At 60.0% G+C, this 19,356-nt stretch carries 18 protein-coding genes; 8 read left to right on the top strand and 10 right to left on the bottom strand.

The features are described 5' to 3' along the window. Nucleotides 1-13: 13 nt before the first annotated feature. The 6 genes from AACZ26_RS05545 to AACZ26_RS05520 are packed head-to-tail and all read right to left on the bottom strand — an operon-like array spanning nt 14 to nt 6,894. The gene (locus AACZ26_RS05545; RefSeq protein ID WP_339619754.1) at nt 14-2,266 is read right to left on the bottom strand and encodes a DUF3488 and transglutaminase-like domain-containing protein; all 2,253 of its coding nucleotides are present in this window, start codon (nt 2,264-2,266) and stop codon (nt 14-16) included. Then, nucleotides 2,253-3,623, bottom strand: coding sequence for a DUF58 domain-containing protein (locus AACZ26_RS05540; RefSeq protein WP_339619753.1), 1,371 nt, complete (start codon nt 3,621-3,623; stop codon nt 2,253-2,255). Before AACZ26_RS05540 ends, AACZ26_RS05545 begins: the two co-directional genes overlap by 14 nt. Before the next feature lie 9 nt (nt 3,624-3,632). Further along, nucleotides 3,633-4,628 carry a MoxR family ATPase gene (locus AACZ26_RS05535; protein ID WP_339619752.1) on the bottom strand — a complete coding sequence of 332 codons (996 nt, stop codon included), beginning with the start codon at nt 4,626-4,628 and terminating at the stop codon, nt 3,633-3,635. Nucleotides 4,629-4,654: 26 nt separating this feature from the next. Then, nucleotides 4,655-5,014 carry a PLDc N-terminal domain-containing protein gene (locus tag AACZ26_RS05530; RefSeq protein ID WP_339619751.1) on the bottom strand — a complete coding sequence of 120 codons (360 nt, stop codon included), beginning with the start codon at nt 5,012-5,014 and terminating at the stop codon, nt 4,655-4,657. Between the two features lie 38 nt (nt 5,015-5,052). Further along, nucleotides 5,053-5,841: a coenzyme F420-0:L-glutamate ligase gene (gene cofE / locus AACZ26_RS05525; RefSeq protein ID WP_339619750.1), complete on the bottom strand. Its 789-nt coding sequence runs from the start codon at nt 5,839-5,841 to the stop codon at nt 5,053-5,055. A gap of 39 nt (nt 5,842-5,880) precedes the next feature. Then, nucleotides 5,881-6,894: a TIGR03557 family F420-dependent LLM class oxidoreductase gene (locus AACZ26_RS05520; protein WP_339619749.1), complete on the bottom strand. Its 1,014-nt coding sequence runs from the start codon at nt 6,892-6,894 to the stop codon at nt 5,881-5,883. A gap of 183 nt (nt 6,895-7,077) precedes the next feature. Between AACZ26_RS05520 and AACZ26_RS05515 the strand changes: the two genes are divergently transcribed. Together AACZ26_RS05515 and AACZ26_RS05510 are read left to right on the top strand one after the other, a co-directional pair. After that, a complete protein-coding gene (locus AACZ26_RS05515) occupies nt 7,078-7,830 on the top strand; it encodes an alpha/beta hydrolase (protein ID WP_339619748.1) in 753 nt (250 codons plus the stop codon). Nucleotides 7,831-8,214: 384 nt separating this feature from the next. After that, complete coding sequence (locus AACZ26_RS05510; protein WP_339619746.1) at nt 8,215-8,493, top strand: hypothetical protein; 279 nt, start codon at nt 8,215-8,217, stop codon at nt 8,491-8,493. A 138-nt stretch (nt 8,494-8,631) separates the two neighbouring features. Here the strand turns inward: AACZ26_RS05510 and AACZ26_RS05505 are convergent, their stop codons facing one another. Next, entirely contained in the window at nt 8,632-9,468 is an 837-nt protein-coding gene (locus AACZ26_RS05505) for a DeoR/GlpR family DNA-binding transcription regulator (RefSeq protein ID WP_339619744.1), read from the bottom strand. 159 nt (nt 9,469-9,627) lie between these two features. Here AACZ26_RS05505 and AACZ26_RS05500 point away from each other — a divergent pair, with 159 nt between their 5' ends. From AACZ26_RS05500 to AACZ26_RS05475, 6 genes are all read left to right on the top strand, one after another. Then, nucleotides 9,628-10,881 (top strand): sugar ABC transporter substrate-binding protein, encoded by a 1,254-nt coding sequence (locus AACZ26_RS05500; protein ID WP_339619742.1) that lies wholly within the window; start codon nt 9,628-9,630, stop codon nt 10,879-10,881. Between the two features lie 82 nt (nt 10,882-10,963). Continuing rightward, complete coding sequence (locus AACZ26_RS05495) at nt 10,964-11,887, top strand: sugar ABC transporter permease (RefSeq protein ID WP_339619739.1); 924 nt, start codon at nt 10,964-10,966, stop codon at nt 11,885-11,887. A 100-nt stretch (nt 11,888-11,987) separates the two neighbouring features. Then, on the top strand, nt 11,988-12,734 hold the full coding sequence (locus tag AACZ26_RS05490; protein ID WP_339619738.1) for a carbohydrate ABC transporter permease: 747 nt from the start codon (nt 11,988-11,990) through the stop codon (nt 12,732-12,734). Between the two features lie 59 nt (nt 12,735-12,793). Further along, nucleotides 12,794-13,654: a ketose-bisphosphate aldolase gene (locus AACZ26_RS05485; protein ID WP_339619736.1), complete on the top strand. Its 861-nt coding sequence runs from the start codon at nt 12,794-12,796 to the stop codon at nt 13,652-13,654. Between the two features lie 21 nt (nt 13,655-13,675). Next, nucleotides 13,676-14,860 carry an ADP-dependent glucokinase/phosphofructokinase gene (locus tag AACZ26_RS05480; RefSeq protein WP_339619734.1) on the top strand — a complete coding sequence of 395 codons (1,185 nt, stop codon included), beginning with the start codon at nt 13,676-13,678 and terminating at the stop codon, nt 14,858-14,860. A 125-nt stretch (nt 14,861-14,985) separates the two neighbouring features. Beyond that, the gene (locus AACZ26_RS05475; protein ID WP_339619732.1) at nt 14,986-15,426 is read left to right on the top strand and encodes an Hsp20/alpha crystallin family protein; all 441 of its coding nucleotides are present in this window, start codon (nt 14,986-14,988) and stop codon (nt 15,424-15,426) included. Between the two features lie 97 nt (nt 15,427-15,523). Here the strand turns inward: AACZ26_RS05475 and fgd are convergent, their stop codons facing one another. From fgd to AACZ26_RS05460, 3 genes are all read right to left on the bottom strand, one after another. After that, entirely contained in the window at nt 15,524-16,540 is a 1,017-nt protein-coding gene (gene fgd, locus AACZ26_RS05470) for a glucose-6-phosphate dehydrogenase (coenzyme-F420) (RefSeq protein WP_339619731.1), read from the bottom strand. Nucleotides 16,541-16,558: 18 nt separating this feature from the next. Then, complete coding sequence (gene coaD / locus AACZ26_RS05465; protein WP_339619729.1) at nt 16,559-17,047, bottom strand: pantetheine-phosphate adenylyltransferase; 489 nt, start codon at nt 17,045-17,047, stop codon at nt 16,559-16,561. 100 nt (nt 17,048-17,147) lie between these two features. Continuing rightward, nucleotides 17,148-19,262 (bottom strand): ATP-dependent DNA helicase RecG, encoded by a 2,115-nt coding sequence (locus AACZ26_RS05460; RefSeq protein WP_339620636.1) that lies wholly within the window; start codon nt 19,260-19,262, stop codon nt 17,148-17,150. Between the last annotated feature and the right edge of the window lie 94 nt (nt 19,263-19,356).

Genomic DNA, 19,356 nt, shown 5'->3' with positions numbered 1-19,356 from the left:
TCGGCTCGTTGCGCTAGCGGTCGAATACGCTGCGAGGAGCGAGCGCCGCAACGATCCTGGCCCGCCACCCCACGGATGCTCGCAATGACGCCAGCGCGTTCGACACGGCTTCGCGGCGCACCGTCTGCTTTCGCGGGCTAAACGCCGATGCCTCAACCGCGGTAAGCACTACCGCAAGCGACGACGATGCCGACCCCCGGCCACGCCCCGCTGGCTTTGGGTGCAATGGCGCGATACCGACGTGAGCGGCCAGCTCTTCGTACTGCTGACGTGGCGTCCCAGTCTTCGAGACCGGAATTCCTAGGTCGGCGGCGCTGTCACAGAGCTCTCGCCACGCGCTAGCGACGTCGCCGCGCGCAACTGCCCTCATACGAATAGCTCGGCGGATGCTGCGCACAAGCGCGGGAATCGCCAACACGAATGGAATCGTGAGGAGCAGCAACCACCACGGCGAGACCTCCGACTGACCAGGGATAGGTGCCCCGGGGATATCATCACGCGGCACCTCAGGGCGAGCGGCCGGCGTTGACGTGGAGGTGGGAGTCGGGCTCGGTTCGGGCTGGGACTCATCAACGTCGGGAGTACTGGGGTCATCATTCACACTCTGCGCAAAGCGGGGAGCGCTGCCCACCGAGGTTGTTGGTTCGAAACGAACCCATCCGATGCTCGGAAAATAAAGCTCCGGCCAGGCGTGCAAGTTGTCTGTCGTGACGGTGTAGCGCTCGCCATCAGTCTCAGGGTCTGCCTCAGAATTAGACTGACGCTGCCCGGGCGTGAAGCCAACGACAACACGGGAGGGGATGTCGAGGCTGCGCGCCATCGCCGCCATAGCCGAAGCGAAATGCACGCAATATCCGCTCTTGGCCGAGAGGAACTCACCGAGCACCTCGGCCCCAGAGCCGTCATAGTCTTCGGCCACCGGTGCGTCTTCCGAGTACACAAAATCGCCATTGCGAAAGAACGACTGAAGCGCGAGCGCCTGATCGAATCGCGTTGGTGCGGCCCCGGCCACTTGCTGCGCGGTCTCAACCACCGCACTCGGCAGAGACTCGGGAAGCGCAAGATACTTCTCAAACCCCTCCGGCAGATCTGTCGGGGCGGCTTCTAACTGGTCAATCGTCGGGGCAGCTGTGATGTACGAGACTTCGTAATTCTGGTCCATCGTATTCGCGAATGAACTCGACACTGTCAAGCCTTCGGGGTCCCACGCCCAACCACGGCCGAGATCGGAGATGCTCGTGGCCGCATAGGGAATGGGCAGCAGCTTTCCCCGCAAGCGCTGAATCTGAATCTGCATGACCTTCTCGGTGCGGGGAACCTCGTCAGATAGCCCCGGAGCTGGCCCAAACGCGTCAACAGTGTTGTTGTCGTCGATGTCACGCTCCGACTGGCTCCACGTTTCATCGCTGAATTCATCAAGAGCAGCAACCCGAAGGTACTCATCCCCCTGTTCAGTCGTGTACGTAAGGGCGAGCAACGGAGAACCACGACGAAGATCGCTGCTCAGGTTCAGGATCGGGTTAACGCCGGTAGAAATGATTCCCGGCCTGTTGAGCGTCTCCTCGGTTGGGTCAACGCTCGGAAGCACCACGGGAACGATGAGAGCCAAGGCTAAAGCGCTCGCCACGACCGGCCCGGCGGCGCGCGCCGTCGTTCGCTCCCCCGCCACGAGAAGAATGCCAACGTAGGCAAGGGCAGTCACCGCGAAGCTCAGAGCATCGTGCAGTTCGCTGCGCACAAAAGCAGGAACCGCAAGCAGAATGAGCAGAGGCAAGGCCGTGAACGCCGGCTTGCGCAACACGAACGCAATAGCATCCATCACGATCGAGAGCCCTAGCGCTCCCAGGCAGATGAGGAACACGATGCCGGAGTCGGCATCCGCCGGAAAACGCTGAGACTCCATGGATCTCTGCCCCTGCGTGACAAGAAACGCAAAACGGCCGAAAGTATCTCCAGTGGGCACGATGCCCACAATGGCGGTGCTCGCCCCAAAGAAGAGAGTGAGCGCTGCAACGCCAGCACCCGCGCCAATAAGAGAACCAATCCAGGCTCTCGAAATTAAGGTGTGAGCCAGCGCCGAAACCGCAAGCACCACAGCCACCACAGCGATGTAAGGGAACCACCACGCGCCCTCGGTGAGAACTTCTCCCAGGCTGCTGGCAGCGACGCCCAACGCGAGAGCTAGAGTGCCGCTCAGCGACCAGACCCGCACACGCTGTTCGTGAGTGCGCACGCTGCGCGCTCGGCTCGCTTCAGTTGTTGTCACGGTGCGTCCTTGATTCCGCAACAAAAAGCTTCCACGCGTCGCCGACATCGTCGAAAGCCTGCACGGAAATAACGATCCAGCCGTCCGCGCGCAACTCTTCGCCGACAGACGGTCGAGAAGGATCCCCTGTGCGCGTAAAATCTCCAAAGCTCGACGAGGACTCCACGACGAATGCCACCGCAAAAACTCCGGGAAGTGCCTGCCGACGCAAGTACGACACAGTCTCGGCCTCCGGATGGGCCACGAGCGCCACGACAGAACCACCCGCACTTGTACTCGGAACGGGCTCGCCCCACCACCCCGGCGCGCTATCGACGGGGCCAAACGTCGCAAGGCGAGTGAGAAACTCTTGCTCGTCTGCGGCACGGCGATGCACAATCGACGCCTCCGCCAACTGCGAGGGCCCCGTCTCGATGATCTCCACAAGGAAGCCTTCGCGCTTCAACTGAACGGCGGCGGAGGCGAGCATACTGACAGCCCACTCGAAGCGGGGGCTGCGCGCGGCAGCCGCAACGACGCCAGTTGGCAAGCGAGAAGAATCCAAGCGGCTGGCATCCGGATACCCCGCCAGCCTCGTGTCAACAATGATGCGAGCTTCGGGGTAGCTGTGCTGTTCCTCTTGCCGCACCATGAGGCTGCCGTGTCGGGCGGATGCTCGCCAGTGCACTCGCCTCATGGCATCCCCACGGCGATACTCGCGGGTCATAGCGTCGTCATCATCTCCGGCAGAACGACGCTGCAGAACGCGCGCCTCACCATCGCCCGCTTGCGCAAGAAGGGCAGACTGGGACAGCGCAACAACACGCGGAGTAACTGTCAATTCCGTGACGCCACCGACACTCCACGAGCCGAGAGCAAGCGAGAGCGGGTCGCCGCTCTGCAATGCGAGCGGACCAATCTCAAAAATCCCGCGGTCCTGCGGAGTAAGCGAATAGGTGAGTTGGGCTGCATTGCGCTGGGCTAGGCCTCCCAGTCGAGCCGAAAGCGGAGGCAACCAGCCGCTCGCTGTGCCCCAAGGATGCCACGGCAACCCATCTGCCCAGTGCACTCCGCGAAGAGCGGTGCGTGCGTTGTTATCGACTCGCAGCGTGACACGACTCGTGGTTCCTGCCTCCACAACGGGGAAGGCGAACCGCCGAGTCACCGACAGCGCAGAATCTCTCGAACGCACGAACACAGCCGCCATGAGCGGCAACGCGAGAGCGAAGCATCCGGCATATAACAAAATGGGCATACTGAGCGCATAGCCCCCCAGAATCGCGAGAATTCCCAGCGCGGCGAAAGTACGACCACGGCGAGTGAGCCGCACGACCCTCAGCGCGACGTAGAGATTTCTCAGGGGACGCAAGCGAGGCATGACGGCTCGCTAAGCCGACACTGAGCTGACGGGAACCGGGGTTTCCGCGACAATCCGCTCAATCACGTCCGCAATAGAGCGACCCGTCAAAACAGTGGATGCCTGTGCCGAATGTCGCGCTGGCATCATGCGGTGCGCGAGCACCGTCACGGCAAGCGCATCAATGTCATCAGGCAAGACAAAGTCACGTCCATCGATCGCCGCCCGCGCCTTTGCCGCCCGAACCAAGTGAAGCGTGGCCCGCGGACTTGCGCCCAACCGCACTTCGGGATCTCGACGAGTCGCCTGCGCGATGGCCACGGCATATTCCTCAACCGCTGTGCTCACAAACACGCGTCGCACGGTAGCAATAAGTTCACGCAGCTGCTCAACCGAAACGACGGGGATTAGGGCATCGAGGGGGCTCGTAAGTTCACGAGAGCGCAGCATCTCAAGTTCTGCCGCGGCATCCGGATATCCCATAGAGATGCGAGCCATGAAGCGGTCGCGCTGAGCTTCGGGCAGCGGATAGGTGCCCTCCATCTCGATAGGGTTCTGCGTCGCAACCACGATGAAGGGTGACTCAAGCCGGTACGTGTTGCCGTCGACGGTGACGCTGGACTCTGCCATGCACTCGAGCAACGCTGATTGAGTCTTGGGACTAGCCCGGTTGATCTCATCACCAATGAGGATATTGGCGAAAACGGGACCCTTTTTGAACTCGAATTCTCGAGTGTTCTGGTTGTACACCGACACGCCAGTGATATCGGCAGGCAGCAGGTCAGGAGTGAACTGCACCCGCGAAACAGTACTGTCCACGGTGCGTGCCAGCGCCCGTGCGAGCATCGTCTTACCGACCCCGGGAACGTCTTCGATCAGGAGGTGCCCCTCAGCCAGCAGCACCGTCAGGGCTAAGCGCACCGCGTCGGTTTTGCCGTCAATTACCGTCGAGACACTGCGAATAATGGCATCGCAGCGGGCGTGGAACACGTTGTCGGGCAGCGACCCGGAGCTAGGGACATCCATGAATTGAGTCTTACACCCGTCTGCCGCTACGGCAATTGCTTACGTTTGCGAAGTTCCTCTTCGAGGGCACGGATCTTTTCTTGCCCCTGAAAATACTCAATCTCGGCGTCGAGCTTCGCGATCTCCGCTTCGGTCGTACTGGTGGTGTTAGAAAATGCGGCCGCCTGCCTCTCAGGCGCACCAAAGGAACCAAAATTGGTGCTCGAAGAGTCGTACTCGCGCCCCACCGCAAACCACAGGATGCTGCCGATGAAGGGCATGATGATCACGATGAAGATCCACGTGACTTTGCCGAGATTCTTGATTCGTGACTCATCGATCAGAATGACATCGATAAGCACTGAGATGAGCAACGCAAAATACGCCAGCGAAATGAGGATCCCCATCCGATTATCGTAGAGGCAATTTCACCGACAGTCGAGCATTATTCCCCTTTGAGGGCACTCTCATCGTGAGCTTCATCGAAGCCCGCCATCCATGCTTCTTTCGTGCCCAGACTGAACATATCCTCGGGCCCGCTGCGCACGAGAGAGCGAGCACCGGGCGCCTCAACATCGCTAACGTGGCGACCAAGGCCGCGAAGCACCGCAACCGGCAACCCGCCAGCCTTGCCCTTGACGAGGTCAGTAGCCGCCGCCACTTCATCCGCGAGCGCAGTCACACTCACCGCGAGCGGGCGACCAGAGGCGTCAGCGGTACCGCGAAGATCATCGAGAACGTGGATGCCCGCAGCACCAATCGCAATATCGGCCTGCCCCTTACGCCACGGCCTACCGACGGTGTCCGTGATGATGAGACCGAGCGTGACGCCGAATCGTTGTCTTAGCCCCGCACAGAGCGCGCGCGCTGTCGCATCGGGGTCGAGGGGCAGCAGAAGCACAACGCCCTCTGGGGTATTGCTGGAGTCAACTCCTGCCGCCGCCATCACAAGACCCAGGCGGTTTTCGACGATCCGAGTGACGCCGTTGGGGTGCTCCCGAGACGCAACTACGCGCACAGTTTCATCGGTAATCGCTTGTTCGCGATCCGCCGCTTCGACCGTGCGACCCTCTGCTTTACTCACGATTTTGGAGGTGACAGAGATAATGTCCCCGTCCACGAGCCCACCAGAGTTGGCATCGTGTGAGTCGGCAACGAGTGCCGCCGCGATCACTTCAACGAGGTCGTCACCGGACACGATTTCAGGGATGCCGGGCACAGCCCAGGCGCTCATTCTCACGCTTCTAGTGTGAGGCATGGAGTGCGCGCGCTCCTACTTGCGCAGTGCGGGAAGAACGTCGCGACCGAACACATCCAAGAATTCTCGCTGATTGCGCCCCACGTTGTGCACATAGATCCGGTCGAAGCCGACGTCAAGGTAGCTCTGGATGTAGGCACGATGCACGTCAGGGTCGGCGCTGACGGGCATCCGCCCCTCAAAATCTTCTGGTCGCACCATGCGCGCGAGTTGTTCGAGCTCAAAGGGCGAGCGGATGTCGTTCTTAGCGAATCGGAGACCACCGTTCGGCCATTCGGTGAGCGCGTTATTCATGGCCTGCTCATCGGTTTCGGCCCAACTCAAGTGCAGCCGCAGCACGCGGCTCTGGGTTTCTCGCGCACGCCCGGCCTCTCGCGCTCCCTCGGCGAAGCGTGTGAGTAGCAGGTCAATTTTGTCGAGGGGCGCTGCTTCGGTAATGAGCCCGTCGACCGTTTTGCCCGCGCGTTTGGCGGCAACGGGGCCGGCAGTGGCAACCAGAATTTCGGGAGCAACTTCGGGCATCGTCCAGAGCCGCGTCGATTCAAGCCGGTAGAACTGCCCGTCGTGGCGAACGTCTTTGTGCGAAAGCCCCGAGGCAAAAAGCTTCTTGATGATTTCTACCGCTTCGAACATCCGGTTGATACGTTCCGGAGCTTCTGGCCAGTACTGGCCGACGATGTGCTCGTTGATCGCTTCCCCACTGCCGAGCCCCAACCAGTGACGACCAGGATTCATTGCAGCGAGTGTGGCGGATGCTTGAGCGACCATGGCAGGATGCCAGCGAAAGGTTGGCGCCGTGACTCCCGTGCCGAGATCGCCGCTCGTGGTCTCGCCGAGCCCGCTCAACACGTTCCACACAAACGAGGCTTGGCCCTGTTGCGGCACCCACGGCTGATAGTGATCGGCCGCCATCACTCCACGAAACCCTTGAGTTTCAGCGTGCTGAGCGAAGCCCATCACCTCGCGAGGATGAAACCGCTCGAGCATGGCGGCGTAGCCGATATGGGGAGCAGTCGGGGTAACGGGCATGTGTCTATTCTTGCGCGGACTGGACACGATGTGGGCCCACCAATCGCGCAAGCATTGAGTTGGCGGGCCAGCGGGCGGATAATGGGCGGTCTACTCAATGAGGAGTCACTATGAATCTCGGCGCGTTTTCGATCAGTCTGGCTGTCAGCTCGCCCCTCGTCGACTACCACCGTTAGGTCTTCCATGCACGTCATTCTCATTCCTGGTTTCTGGCTCGACGGCGATTCGTGGGCTCCGGTAACGCGGGCGCTGCGGGATGCCGGCCACACGGCGCATCCGCTCACCCTGCCTGGATTACGGCGCCGAGACACCCACCGCGCCACCATCACACTGGCAGACCACATCGCCGCCGTCGTGGAGGTCGTTGATGGACTCGCCCACGTCGAAACCGACGAGGGCGAAGATGGCAGCGAAGGTGATCAACCGACCCCTCGAATCGCGCTCGTGGCTCACAGCGGCGGTGGCCCTATCGCTCACGCGGTAGCGGATGCTCGGCCCACGTGTCTCGCGAGAATCGTGCACGTCGACACTGTGCCGCTCCCCGATGGCATGCCCATCAACGCCGAGCTGCCCATCGTGGAAGGTGAAATCCCTCTTCCCAACTGGAGCGTTTTCGACGACGAAGATCTCGTCGATCTCACCGAGGAACTGCGCGAATGGTTTCGAGAGATCGCGATTCCCCAGCCTGCGCTTGTCGCTAGCAGCCCGCAGTCGCTTTCCACGCCGGCGCGCTTCAGCGTGCCCGCGACAGTGATCTGCTGCGAGTTTCCCAGTGCCCAAGTGCGGGAGTGGATGCGCGACGGTGCACCTTTCGCAGCGGAACTCGCACAACTCGCCGATCTGGAACTCATCGACTTGCCGACAGGGCATTGGCCCCAGTTCACGAAACCCGAAGAGCTCGCCGACGCGATCATCACGGCGTTGGATAGAACCTAACTTGGTACTTGTCGTCGAACGAACTCTCGCCCTATACTGAGCGAACGCCAACAATCGAAAGGAGCCTCGCGTGTTTATTTCAACAATCGGAATGATTCCGACATTCGCCGGCTCCGTCGGCGCCTTCTCCGCCTGACCGGTTAGCGATCCCGCTCACCGGTTCTGACGGTGGCGGCGCTCACGGAGCACTCGACCCAACTCGATCATCGTACGACTGCGATTGACTGACGAGTCTTTGCCTCCTCATTCGGGTGAGCTACTCGCAACGCAATGATCTTTGCCGCTTAGCGACTCGCGATCGCTGGGGATGCCGTTGGGTCGCCACCTTTAGCAGCGCGTTTCCGCGCACCTCCATCATTCATCTCTGCCACGAAAGATCACCTCATGAACGCAACACTGGCGCCTCTGAAAGACCGCCAAAGCCATCCGCCCGAACCCAGCCAGACCGAACAGTCGCTTCGAGCCGCTACTCGCCGCGTAGGAGTCATCGACCGAGTTGCCCTGCATCTTGGTGTCGCTCTCATTACGTGGAGCCGTAGACCGCGCACCTCGCGGCTGATCGCGAGCCCTGAGGCGCTGGCTGAGAACCAGCTCCGGCGTGAGCGTCTCGCTGACGCCCGGGCTCGTGCTGAAAAGAACTACCCGCGGTTCATCATTCGATGAGCACACCGCACCCGACCGTCGCCGGATCACTCCGGCGACGGTCGGCCTCACAACCGACCTCGCTCGTGGGCGCATGATCACAGGCGCCGTTGCTCGTGAGGGGGCGTCCGCACGAACGCGAAGGCGGTTGCGGGTCTACTACTGGGCGGTTGCCGGCGAGACGATAACCTGAACTCCCGCACCACGCAGCGCATTGCCGAGCTCTTCGGGCGGCTCCGCATCCGTGACGAAGTAGTCCGCACGGCCCAATTCTGAAATTTGAGCGAAGAGCCTGCGACCAAACTTGGATGAGTCGGCCAAGATTGCGACGCGACTAGCGCGCTCCATCATCTCCCCCATCATTGCTGCTTCTTCGAGGTTGCTTGTGGAATATCCCGCTTCGATAGAGACAGCGCCGACCCCCAAGAGCACGAGGTCGCACTGCACGTCCATCTCGATTGCTCCCGAACTCGCTTGAAACGAGACCGCACCGATCGTTTTTTGATCGCTGGGATGAACTGAGCCGCCAAACACATACATGCCCCGATAGACATCCGGAGACATTTCTCCGGGAATGAGCAGACTGTTCGTGGCGACCGTCAGTCCGCGATGTTCGCTCAACTGACGAGCGAGAGCTAGCGTCGTGGTTCCGGCGTTAATCATGATCACTGAGTTGTCGTCGACAAGCCTCGCGGCAGCCGCCGCTATCGAATCTTTAGCGAGAGCGTGAAAACGCAATCTCAAGTCGAGCCCTGTATCGACTCTCGGCACTGAGGTGAGACTGACCGCGCCTCCGTGGGTACGCAGCACGAGACCATCCGCATCAAGGCGATCAAGGTCTCGTCGAATGGTGTCAGTCGAGACGTCGAATCGCTCGGCGAGTTCCGCGACGGTAACTTCTCCGGCGTCGGATATGTACTTGGCCAGGTCGGCCTTTCGACCGGCGGGCAGTCGGCGGGGTGATCCCGACTCTTCCGGGTTTTCTGATGCGAACATAAGCAATTATTAGCATATATCTGCGACTTTTGTGTTGACATTTGCTGTTTCGTGCATCTAATCTCGAATCAATCGTGCATGAAAACGCAAACAGCCGCGAAAAAGTGCACACTACGATTGGAGCAAGAAATGAGCAAGGAAGCTCACTCGAAGCGATGAGTGCTCGGAATTCTCGGTGCAACTGCTGCCATCAGCCTTATGGTGGGATGCAGCGGAGCACCCGATGGCGGGGACAGTAGCGGAACGGTCACTCTCGAATTCGCACAGTGGTGGGAACCAGAACTCCCGGCAGATGCGCTGCGCGGTCTCATGGATGAGTTCGAAGCAGACAACCCCGGAATTAAAGTTGAATTGTTGAGCGGACCCTACGCCTCAACGAAGGAACAGCTCTTCGCCGGTGCGGCAGCAGGCACCATGTCAGACGTCGTCGGACTCGACGGTGCGTGGATCAGCGACTTTGCGAAACAGGGCGCGCTCGCTGATCTCTCAACCCCCATGGACGACGCCGACTATGACGACAGCCAGCTCGCCGCTCAGATTGAACTCGATGGCTCCACCTACATGATTCCCGTCATCAACTTCGTTTACCCGATGTTCACGAACGACGCGCTTCTCGCCGAAGCAGGCATCGATTCCCCACCAAGCACCCGCTCTGAGTTCGAGGCAGCGGCGAACGCCCTCAACGATCTCGACAGCACGACCTCCGGCTGGGTTCTCCCCCTCTCCGCTGAAGCCCCCAACGGCATCCAGAACGACGTCATGTCGTGGGTGTGGGCATCCGGCGGAAGCATGCTCAAAGATGGCAAGCCCGACCTCACCAACGATGATGTGACAAGCGCCATCGACTACATCAAGGGACTCTGGGATGACGGCGTCATCGCTCCCGGTGCGCTCACGATGAAGGAACAAGACAAGGTCGAAGAGTTCACCAATGGTCGCGTCGGAATGATGATTGACTCGCTCGCTCATATCAACCTCATCCGCGAAAGTAACCCTGACCTCGAATTCAGCGTCAGTGCGCTCCCCGCAGTTGACGGCTTCGAAGGAGATCGCGGTATTCCTTACGCAGCCTGGGGAATCGGAGTATCAGAGAGCTCAGATCACCAAGAAGAGGCCTGGAAGCTCGTCGAGTTCATGATGAGCAAAGACACCAACTCGACCCTGTCGACGCTCGCGAACGCGTTCCCCGGCAACAACACCGCGGAGCCCGACTTCTCGCAGAGTGACGACCTCTTCAAGCAGGCGTTCGACATCTACTCCAGCGGTTACCCCGCCAACGAGTTCGTCGGACTTCCCGTTGCCGAACAGCTCATGCGTGAATTCGATGAAGAGCTGCAGTTGATGCTGACTGGAGATCAGTCAGTCAACGACATGCTGTCGAACTCTCAAGAAAAGTGGATGGGCGAGTTCTAGGAGCAACAACTCCACTGAACGAACCCTGGTCGCGCCAGAGGCCACCTCTGGCGCGACCCCACTCAATGAGGAGGACTGAGCCGTGAACACTCTGCTCAAAGATGCACCGCCGCGCATACGTCAGCCCAGGCCGACCTTCAAGCGCTCACTGATTCCCTACGCCTACATCTCCCCCACGGCAGCCCTGCTGCTCGTGCTGATGATGCTGCCGATCATTCTTGTTATCGGCTACTCGTTCTTCGACAACGTCATCGTCAATAAGAACCCTGAGTTCGTTGGTCTCGCCAATTACGTCGAGATTCTCACCGACGGAGTCTTCGCTCAGGCTCTCGGCAACACGCTGTACTTCACCTTCGTCAGTGTTGGCGCTCACCTCGTCTTGGGCTTGAGCTTCGCGATGCTGCTGAATACGCGACTTCTCAGCTCGCTCAGCAAGGCCCTGTTCCGCGCAATCTACGTCATGCCCTGGTTGTTCACGGTAGCGATCATTGCGGTGCTCTGGCGCCTACTCCTCAACCCCAACGGCGTCATCAACTACGTCATCATCACTCTTGGCCTCAGCGACACCGGCATCGAGTGGCTATCGTCGCGCGACACCGCATTGATCGCCGTGACCTTCATCAACATCTGGGCGGGCTATCCGTTCTTCATGGTGAGCCTCTTGGCAGGCTTGCAGGGCATCCCTCGTGATCTCTACGAGGCAGCCACCGTAGACGGCGCCAATCCGATTCAGCAGTTCATCCACGTCACTTTGCCCCAGCTGAAACCGATCATCATCTCGATGGCGATGCTCGACCTGATCTGGACATCCCAACAGTTCGCCTTGATCTGGATGACCACTGGCGGTGGTCCGATCAACGACACCGAAATGTTGAGCACATTTACGTACAAGGCCGCATTCAGTAGCTACGAATTCTCCCAGGCCTCGGCGAGCGCCGTGATCGTGCTGCTGCTCTCTATGGTTCTCGCGTTCTTCTACGTGCGCCACCAGAAGTCGAGGGACTAACAATGTCGATGACTAAAACGCAAAAAGCAGTCGCCGCCAAAGCGGGGTTATTGTCGCCCTGTGCATCGGTGCCGTCTTTGCCGGCTTCCCCGTGTTCTGGATGCTCATCAGTTCGTTCAAGTCGAACTCTGAGATTTTCGAGTTCCCACCGCGCATCCTCACCGAGAGCTTCTCCTTCGATGCCTACGCGACGATCCTCGGCGACCCCACCAAGGTTCGCTTCTTCATCAACAGCTATGTTGTGTCGCTATCGGTGACTGTGCTGACACTCATTGTCGCGATCTTGGCGGCTTATGCATTTAGCCGCTATGAGTTCCGCTTCAAGAAGACGCTCAACATGATCATTGTGAGCGTTCAAGCAGTACCGCCCATCACCCTTCTGATTCCGTTCTTTGGGCTGATGGTCACCCTGGGTCTCTACAACACCTATGCGGGGCTGATCCTGACCTACATGGTCTTCACGCTCCCCTACGCGATCATCATGATGACCGGGTACTTCAATACTCTTCCTCGAGAGTTGGATGAAGCGGCAAAGGTTGACGGAGCAAGCTCCATGAAGGCGCTGTGGGGCATCCTCGTTCCCATCGCTACTCCAGGAATCGTGTCAGTGGGTATCTACACGTTCATGATCTCGTGGAACGAATATCTCTTCGCCCTTACCCTCACACGCACAGAGGACATGCGCACTGTGCCTATCGGCATCCAGCTGCTCATGGGCCAGCACTCGTTCGAATGGAACGAAATGATGGCGATGAGCATCCTCGGAGCCATCCCCGTCCTCATCCTCTTCCTCTTCTTCCAGAGGTACTTCATTGGCGGACTCGCGGCCGGCTCGGTCAAGAGCTAAGCGCTGTCTGCCCCCTTCATCTCACCAGTACGACAACATCAAACAAGGAGACACCCAGAATGCTGATCAATGGCAAAGACCTACTCGCCGTGGCTAACGCCAACAACTTCGCAGTGCCCGCGTTCAACATCAGTGATTACGCGATGATGAACGGCATCTTCGAGGTCAGCGAGGAACAGAATGCGCCGGTGATCATCGCGATCCACCCCGATGAGCTCAGCCATATCGGTGCCGACATGCTTCACTCCGTCATCGCCCGCGCTCACCGCGCGACGGTGCCGGTGACGATTCACCTCGATCACGGCGCCAACCACCACCAAGTACTGGCCGCGATCCAAGCAGGTTTCACCTCGGTAATGATTGACGGATCGATGCTCCCGTTTGAAGAGAATGTGGCATTGACCAAGCACGTCGTGGAACTTGCACACGCCGTGAACCTCTCGGTTGAGGGCGAGCTCGGCACCATTGGAAAGATGGATGACTACGGCGAAGACGGAGCCGACACCATCATCTACACCGACCCCGACCAGGCCGTGCAGTTTGTTCAGGAAACCGGCGTCGACAGCCTCGCTATCGCGATCGGAACCAGCCACGGTATCTACCCGTCCACGATGAAGCCAGAACTGAAGCTTGAACTTCTTGAGCAAATCAAGGCCAAGCTCGACATGCCCCTCGTCTTGCACGGTGGATCCAACAACCCCGACACCGAAATCGCGGGCGCCGTTGAGCGCGGCGTCAACAAGATCAACATCTCGAGCGATATCAAGGTCTCGTACCACTTGAAGATGCGTGAGATGCTCGCTGACATCGGAATGCGAGAGCCGAACGAGATTCAGCCTCCGAGCATCGCCGCAATGAAGGTGACAGCCGCGCAGAAGATCAACCTGTTCAACGCTCAAGGAAAGGCCGACCTGTACTGAGCGTCTCAGTGCAACTGACTCATGACTAAAAAACTGATGCTGGGCCTCGGCGGCACCGTCGACTACGAGATCCGTTGGGATTCCGCCGTGCTCGAGTCGCTCGTGGCCCAGTATTCAGTGACTGCAGCAGAGTTGGATGCCCGATTGCCCATTACCAGCGAACGCGACCTTCTTGTTGCGCTGCTCGCCTTCGTGCGCGACGGTGTCGGAGGGGAACGCTTCGTCGCCTCCTCCGACATCGTTGAGCAGTTCGCGGCGCGTTTCTCCACCGAGATCACGCTCGGTGGCACGTGTGTGCGGGCAGCCATCGCGATGGAGGCGCTCAATATCCCGGCAACTGTGCACCTCGTCAGCATCGATGACAACGTGCGTCGCTTATTGCCGGAGAGTACGCGCTATATTTCGAGCGCGCAGGAAGACTCTCTCGACCCCCACCTCATCGTGCAGTTTGGCGAGGGTGCGAGTGTCGTCGCAGGCGATATCGCAATCCGTTCCCCGCACCCCAACCGTGTGATCTTCACCAACGACCCGCCCAATCGCGAACTCCGCCTCAGCGATGAGCTAGGCGCAGAACTCTCTAACACTGACGTTTTCATGTTCTCGGGTTTCAATGTGATTCAAGAACCGGGAGTACTCACCCAGCGGTTGACGAGCATCCGCCGGCACATGAATCACCTTCCCGACAGCGCCATCGTCTTCTACGAAGACGCTGGTTACCACGTACCTGAACTCAGCATCCGTGTGCGCGATGCCCTCATCGACATTATTGACGTGTACAGCATGAATGAAGACGAAATGCAGGCCTACCTCGGCCGACGTGTTGAGCTTCTGGATGCCCATCAATTGCACCTCGACCTCGTTCAACTCCACGCTCTTATCCCCGCGCGCGTGCTTGTCGTGCACACGAAGTACTGGTCAATCGCTCTCGGAGATCGACCGCACAACTACGCACACGCCCTGCGCGGCGGTGTCGTGATGGCAAGCACGCGGTATGTGTATGGCGATGGTTTCACCGCTGCCGACTACGCGCGGGTCGAAGCCTTCCCCACGAGCACTGCCGGCACCGCTGTTGCCCTCGAGCTCGCGGCCACATTCGGAGCAAGCGCCGTGACCGTTCCCGGTCTACAACTCGACACCCTGACCCCCACCACTATCGGTTTGGGCGACACTTTTGTGGGCGGGTTCGTCGCGGCGCTTGCTCGCTAACTGCTTTCCTGAGGAGCGTACGTTCTCAGCGAACGTGAAGGCAAAAAACTTGGCACTCGCAGGGTCAGAGTGCTAATTTTTCATTGTTGAGTCAAAGGGACTCAACTTTGAGAAAGGGGTTTCCCATGACACAGTCATTTGATCCTTTTGCCGAACTTGAGCGGCTCACTACAGCAGCCCAGTCCCGCGTCGGCACCCAGCCCATGCCCGTGGATCTCTACCGCCAGGCCGACGAGTACGTCCTCAGCGCCGACCTCCCGGGAGTAGACCCCGGCTCCGTTGACGTTGACGTTGACGGCCAGCTCCTGACGATTCGCGCTGAACGCACCGCAGGCGAACGCGAAGGAGCCAAGTGGCTCTCGCAAGAGCGTCGTTATGGTTCGTACCTGCGCCAGTTCAGCATTGGTGCCGGCATCGACCGCGAAAACATCAGCGCCAGCTACGACAATGGTGTGCTCAGCGTGATCATCCCGGTTTCAGAAAAAGCGAAGCCTCGCAAAATCGAGGTCAGCACTAACTCGGCGAACCAGGCACGTGCAACCGAAACTGCCGCGGTCGCGAGCTAGTTCAACCGAGAGAGTCGGCGTTTCCAGCCGACAGAGCAACGAGGGCGGATGCTTCACGCATCCGCCCTCGTTGCTTAAGAAACCTGCATCCGCAGCCCTACAGCGCTCGCAATCGCGGAGCAATGTCGCGCTCGAAGAGTTCGAGGAAACGACGCTGGTCGCCGCCGGGCGCATGGAATACAAGATGGTTGAGTCCGGCATCCACATACTGCCGAATTTCTTCAACGATCTTGTCGGGATCGTTGCCCACGATCCACCGTGACGCGATCTGCTCGATCGGCAAGGCATCAGCAGCACGTTCCATCTCGACAGGGTCGGTGATGTCATGCTTTTGTTCTTTGGAGAGCGCAAGTGGCGCCCAGAAACGTGTGTTCTCAAGGGCGAGTTCGGCATCGGTATCGTAGGAGAGCTTGATCTCGATCATCCGGTCGATGTCTTCGAAACTGCGGCCAGCCTTGGCCGCACCCTCCTTGACGCCAGGAATGAGCGCGTCGTTATAGAGTTCCATGCCCTTGCCCGAGGTGCAGATAAAGCCGTCGCCAGCACGCCCCGCATAGCGAGCCACCATCGGGCCACCGGCAGCAATGTACACCGGGATCGGCTCGTCGGGGCGGTCATAAATGCTTGCGCCGTGGGTGGAGTAGTACTCGCCGTCAAAAGACACACGGTCTGAGGTCCAGAGCTCACGCATGAGGCGAACCGATTCGCGCAAGCGAGCGAAGCGCTCCTTGAACTCGGGCCAATCTTGCTCGCCGGCACCACGGAATCCGGTGGCGATCTCGTTGAGCGCCTCGCCGGTTCCCACGCCAAGCATGACGCGCCCCGGGTAAAGGCAGCCCATCGTCGCAAACGCCTGAGCAAGCACGGCAGGGTTGTAACGGAACGTTGGAGTCATCACGCTCGTGCCGATGCGAATCGTGCTCGTGCGCTCCCCCACGGCCGCCATCCAGCTCAACGAAAACGGTGCATGACCGCCTTCGTGACGCCACGGCTGAAAGTGGTCACTGACGGAAACACTCTCCATGCCGTGCGCTTCGGCCGCGACTGCGATCTCTACGAGTTCACGTGGGGCGAATTGTTCAGCTGACGCTTTGTATCCGAGAGTGAGAGTCATAACTCCATTGTGCCGGTGTTATTCGCGAGGCGCCTGTAAAAAATCAGAAACGGCGCGCGGAACATAGGGGGCAACATCTCCGCCGAGTGCGGCAACTTGGCGGACCAGTGAACTCGAGACGTGCGCGTGCGCCGGATTCGGCAGCATGAAGATCGTCTCGACGGCAGCAAGATCTCGGTTGACAATCGCCATGGGCGTTTCGTAGGCGACATCCACTTGAGACCGGATGCCCTTCACAATCACACTCGCACCGACCTCTGTGCAGTAGTCGACAAGCAAGCCCATGCTCCAACTCGTGACCCGGATGTTGCCGACGAGCCTGGCATCCGCCACCGCTTGCTCAATGAGCGAGACGCGCTGCGCTATGGGTAACAGGGCAGTTTTGCCGGGATTATGCACGACAAGAACGTGCACCTCGTCAAACGTTTTTGCTGCCCGCTCAATCACGTCTAAGTGGCCCAGGGTGACAGGGTCAAACGACCCAGGAACAACAGCGATCCGACTCATGCCTCCACGATAGTGGCTCAACCTTGCTCGCCGAGTGAGAGTTCGCTGTGCGGGGAATGTGCACTCGCCCAACCACGTGCCCTGCTCGCCGATATCGACCCTAGTTCTTGCCCAGGAACGCTTCGGAGCTCTCGTCGAGTCGACGCTTCAACGCCTCCGCTAGGGCCGGATGCTCGACGAGCGTCGGATCATCGACCAACACTCCCTGCGCGGCCTCGCGCGCCTCAGTAATGAGCTGACCGTCGTTGGCCACACGCAGGAGCTTGAGACTCGAACGCCCACCCGACTGCACTCCGCCAAGAACATCGCCCTCGCGGCGCAACTCCAAGTCTTTATTGGCCAGCTCAAAGCCATCGAGAGTGGATGCGACAGCCTCAACACGCTCGCGAGCCAACGACTCGACTTCAGCGGCCGTGACAAACAGGCACAGCCCCGGAACACCACCACGCCCTACTCGACCGCGCAACTGATGCAATTGCGAGACCCCAAACCGATCAGCATCGAGCACAACCATTACGGAGGCGTTCGGCACATCGACCCCCACCTCGATCACCGTCGTCGCGACGAGCACCTCAATGTCGCCCGCGGCAAACGCCCGCATCAGTTCGTCCTTCTCGTCGCTCGAGAGCTTGCCATGGAGCGCCTCGATCTTCTTGCCCGCGAGCACCTCGTTGCTGCGCAGCGATGCCAGCACCTCGGTGACGTTAGCGATGGGACGTGGCGGGCCAGCATCTGGATCATCGGATGCTTTCGGCGCGGGTTCGCTGCCAGGCTCGGCTGTCTTGGCATCGATAGCGGGGCACACGACAAAACCCTGCCGACCAATCGCGAGCTCTTCAGCGAGTCGCTGCCACACTCGCGACACCCAGCCTGGCTTTTCGGCCAAAGGCACTACGTGGCTGCTGATGGGTTGGCGGCCGGCAGGCAACTCCGCGATCGACGAAATGTCGAGGTCTCCGAAGACTGTCATCGCGACGGTGCGTGGAATCGGGGTGGCCGTGAGCACGAGCACGTGCGGCGGCTTGGCTCCCTTGAGCCGCAGGGCCTCACGCTGATCAACGCCGAAGCGGTGTTGCTCATCGACCACAACGAGGCCGAGATCTACAAAACTGACAGCGTCGCCCAAGAGAGCGTGCGTTCCGATCACGATGCGCGAAGCCCCCGAAACGGTTGCCAGTAGCGCCTTCTTACGCTCAGCCGTCGACAACTGCCCCGTGATGAGCGTAGGTCGGAGTTCGGCGGCGAGGTCGGGACCAAGCGTGCGCACAATCGAACGGAAGTGCTGATGAGCCAGCACCTCAGTGGGGGCAAGCAAGGCCGATTGACCACCCGATTGTGCCACCGCGAGCATCGCCCGCAATGCCACGAGCGTCTTACCCGAACCCACTTCACCCTGCACGAGGCGGTTCATCGGAACCGGCTCCGCCAGGTCGTGAAAGATCTGCTCGCCCACGGACTGCTGGTCCCCCGTGAGCGTAAACGGTAGCGCCGCATCAAAGCCCTCGAGCAAGGAGCCAGCGGCGCGCGCAACCGCCTCGGACTCCCGCTGCTTCTGACGCTGCTGTAAGAGAGCCGACTGCAGCACGAATGCCTCCTGGAAACGCAAGGCATCGCGAGCGCTCCGCCAATCCGAGTCGACCTTGGGGCGGTGCACGAGCTCAAGCGCCTTACCGAACGGAAGCAGTTCGCGTTCGCGACGCACGGCATCCGGCACCGGATCGTCAAGCGGGCCGAGCGTATCGAGAACGACCTCAACCGCTTTCTGAATCTGCCAACTCGCGACCGTTGACGTCGCCGGATAGATCGGGATCGGCTGCTCTGCCCAGCCCTTGGCTTGCTCTGGCTTCTTCAGCTCGAGAGCGTCACGGTCGAAGAGTTCATAGTCGGGGTGCGCGAGTTGACGAGTGCCGCGGTATCGCCCCACCTTGCCGGCAAAGATTCCTCGCACCCCCGGCGTGAGCTCGTTAGCCCGCCACGCCTGATTGAAAAACGTGAGAGTCAGGATGCCCGTGCCATCGCTGATCGACACCTCAAGAATTGAGCCACGCTTGTTGCGCATCGGACGGTTACGCACTTCGCGCACCTCGGCCACAATCGTGACCGCCTCATCCAACGGCAATTGGGCCAAAGCCGTGAGTTCCCCACGCTTCGCATACCGACGCGGATAGTGCGTCATAAGGTCACCGACCGTGAGCAAGCCGAGCCCACGCTGCATGGAGGTAGCGGTACGCCCGCCCAGCACAGCGCTGAGCTTCTGATCAAGAGGCGAGGTCACTCTAGAAGAGTACCCGCGACCACTGGCGTTGTTC

Origin of the sequence: uncultured Salinibacterium sp., assembly GCF_963974405.1 — a bacterium.
Lineage (GTDB): Bacteria > Actinomycetota > Actinomycetes > Actinomycetales > Microbacteriaceae > Rhodoglobus.
This window is presented reverse-complemented; position numbering and strand designations above follow the sequence as displayed.

Excerpts from the sequence above, each read along its gene's own strand:
- AACZ26_RS05535 (WP_339619752.1), bottom strand. The coding sequence starts at position 4,628 with ATGGATGTCCCTAGCTCCGGGTCGCTGCCCGACAACGTGTTCCACGCC.
- cofE (WP_339619750.1), bottom strand. The coding sequence starts at position 5,841 with ATGAGCGCCTGGGCTGTGCCCGGCATCCCTGAAATCGTGTCCGGTGAC.
- AACZ26_RS05490 (WP_339619738.1), top strand. The coding sequence starts at position 11,988 with ATGCTCATCAGTTCGTTCAAGTCGAACTCTGAGATTTTCGAGTTCCCA.
- AACZ26_RS05530 (WP_339619751.1), bottom strand. The coding sequence starts at position 5,014 with ATGGGGATCCTCATTTCGCTGGCGTATTTTGCGTTGCTCATCTCAGTG.
- AACZ26_RS05540 (WP_339619753.1), bottom strand. The coding sequence starts at position 3,623 with ATGCCTCGCTTGCGTCCCCTGAGAAATCTCTACGTCGCGCTGAGGGTC.
- AACZ26_RS05485 (WP_339619736.1), top strand. The coding sequence starts at position 12,794 with ATGCTGATCAATGGCAAAGACCTACTCGCCGTGGCTAACGCCAACAAC.
- AACZ26_RS05480 (WP_339619734.1), top strand. The coding sequence starts at position 13,676 with ATGACTAAAAAACTGATGCTGGGCCTCGGCGGCACCGTCGACTACGAG.
- coaD (WP_339619729.1), bottom strand. The coding sequence starts at position 17,047 with ATGAGTCGGATCGCTGTTGTTCCTGGGTCGTTTGACCCTGTCACCCTG.
- AACZ26_RS05460 (WP_339620636.1), bottom strand. The coding sequence starts at position 19,262 with ATGCAGCGTGGGCTCGGCTTGCTCACGGTCGGTGACCTTATGACGCAC.
- AACZ26_RS05505 (WP_339619744.1), bottom strand. The coding sequence starts at position 9,468 with ATGTTCGCATCAGAAAACCCGGAAGAGTCGGGATCACCCCGCCGACTG.
- AACZ26_RS05475 (WP_339619732.1), top strand. The coding sequence starts at position 14,986 with ATGACACAGTCATTTGATCCTTTTGCCGAACTTGAGCGGCTCACTACA.
- fgd (WP_339619731.1), bottom strand. The coding sequence starts at position 16,540 with ATGACTCTCACTCTCGGATACAAAGCGTCAGCTGAACAATTCGCCCCA.
- AACZ26_RS05515 (WP_339619748.1), top strand. The coding sequence starts at position 7,078 with ATGCACGTCATTCTCATTCCTGGTTTCTGGCTCGACGGCGATTCGTGG.
- AACZ26_RS05520 (WP_339619749.1), bottom strand. The coding sequence starts at position 6,894 with ATGCCCGTTACCCCGACTGCTCCCCATATCGGCTACGCCGCCATGCTC.
- AACZ26_RS05510 (WP_339619746.1), top strand. The coding sequence starts at position 8,215 with ATGAACGCAACACTGGCGCCTCTGAAAGACCGCCAAAGCCATCCGCCC.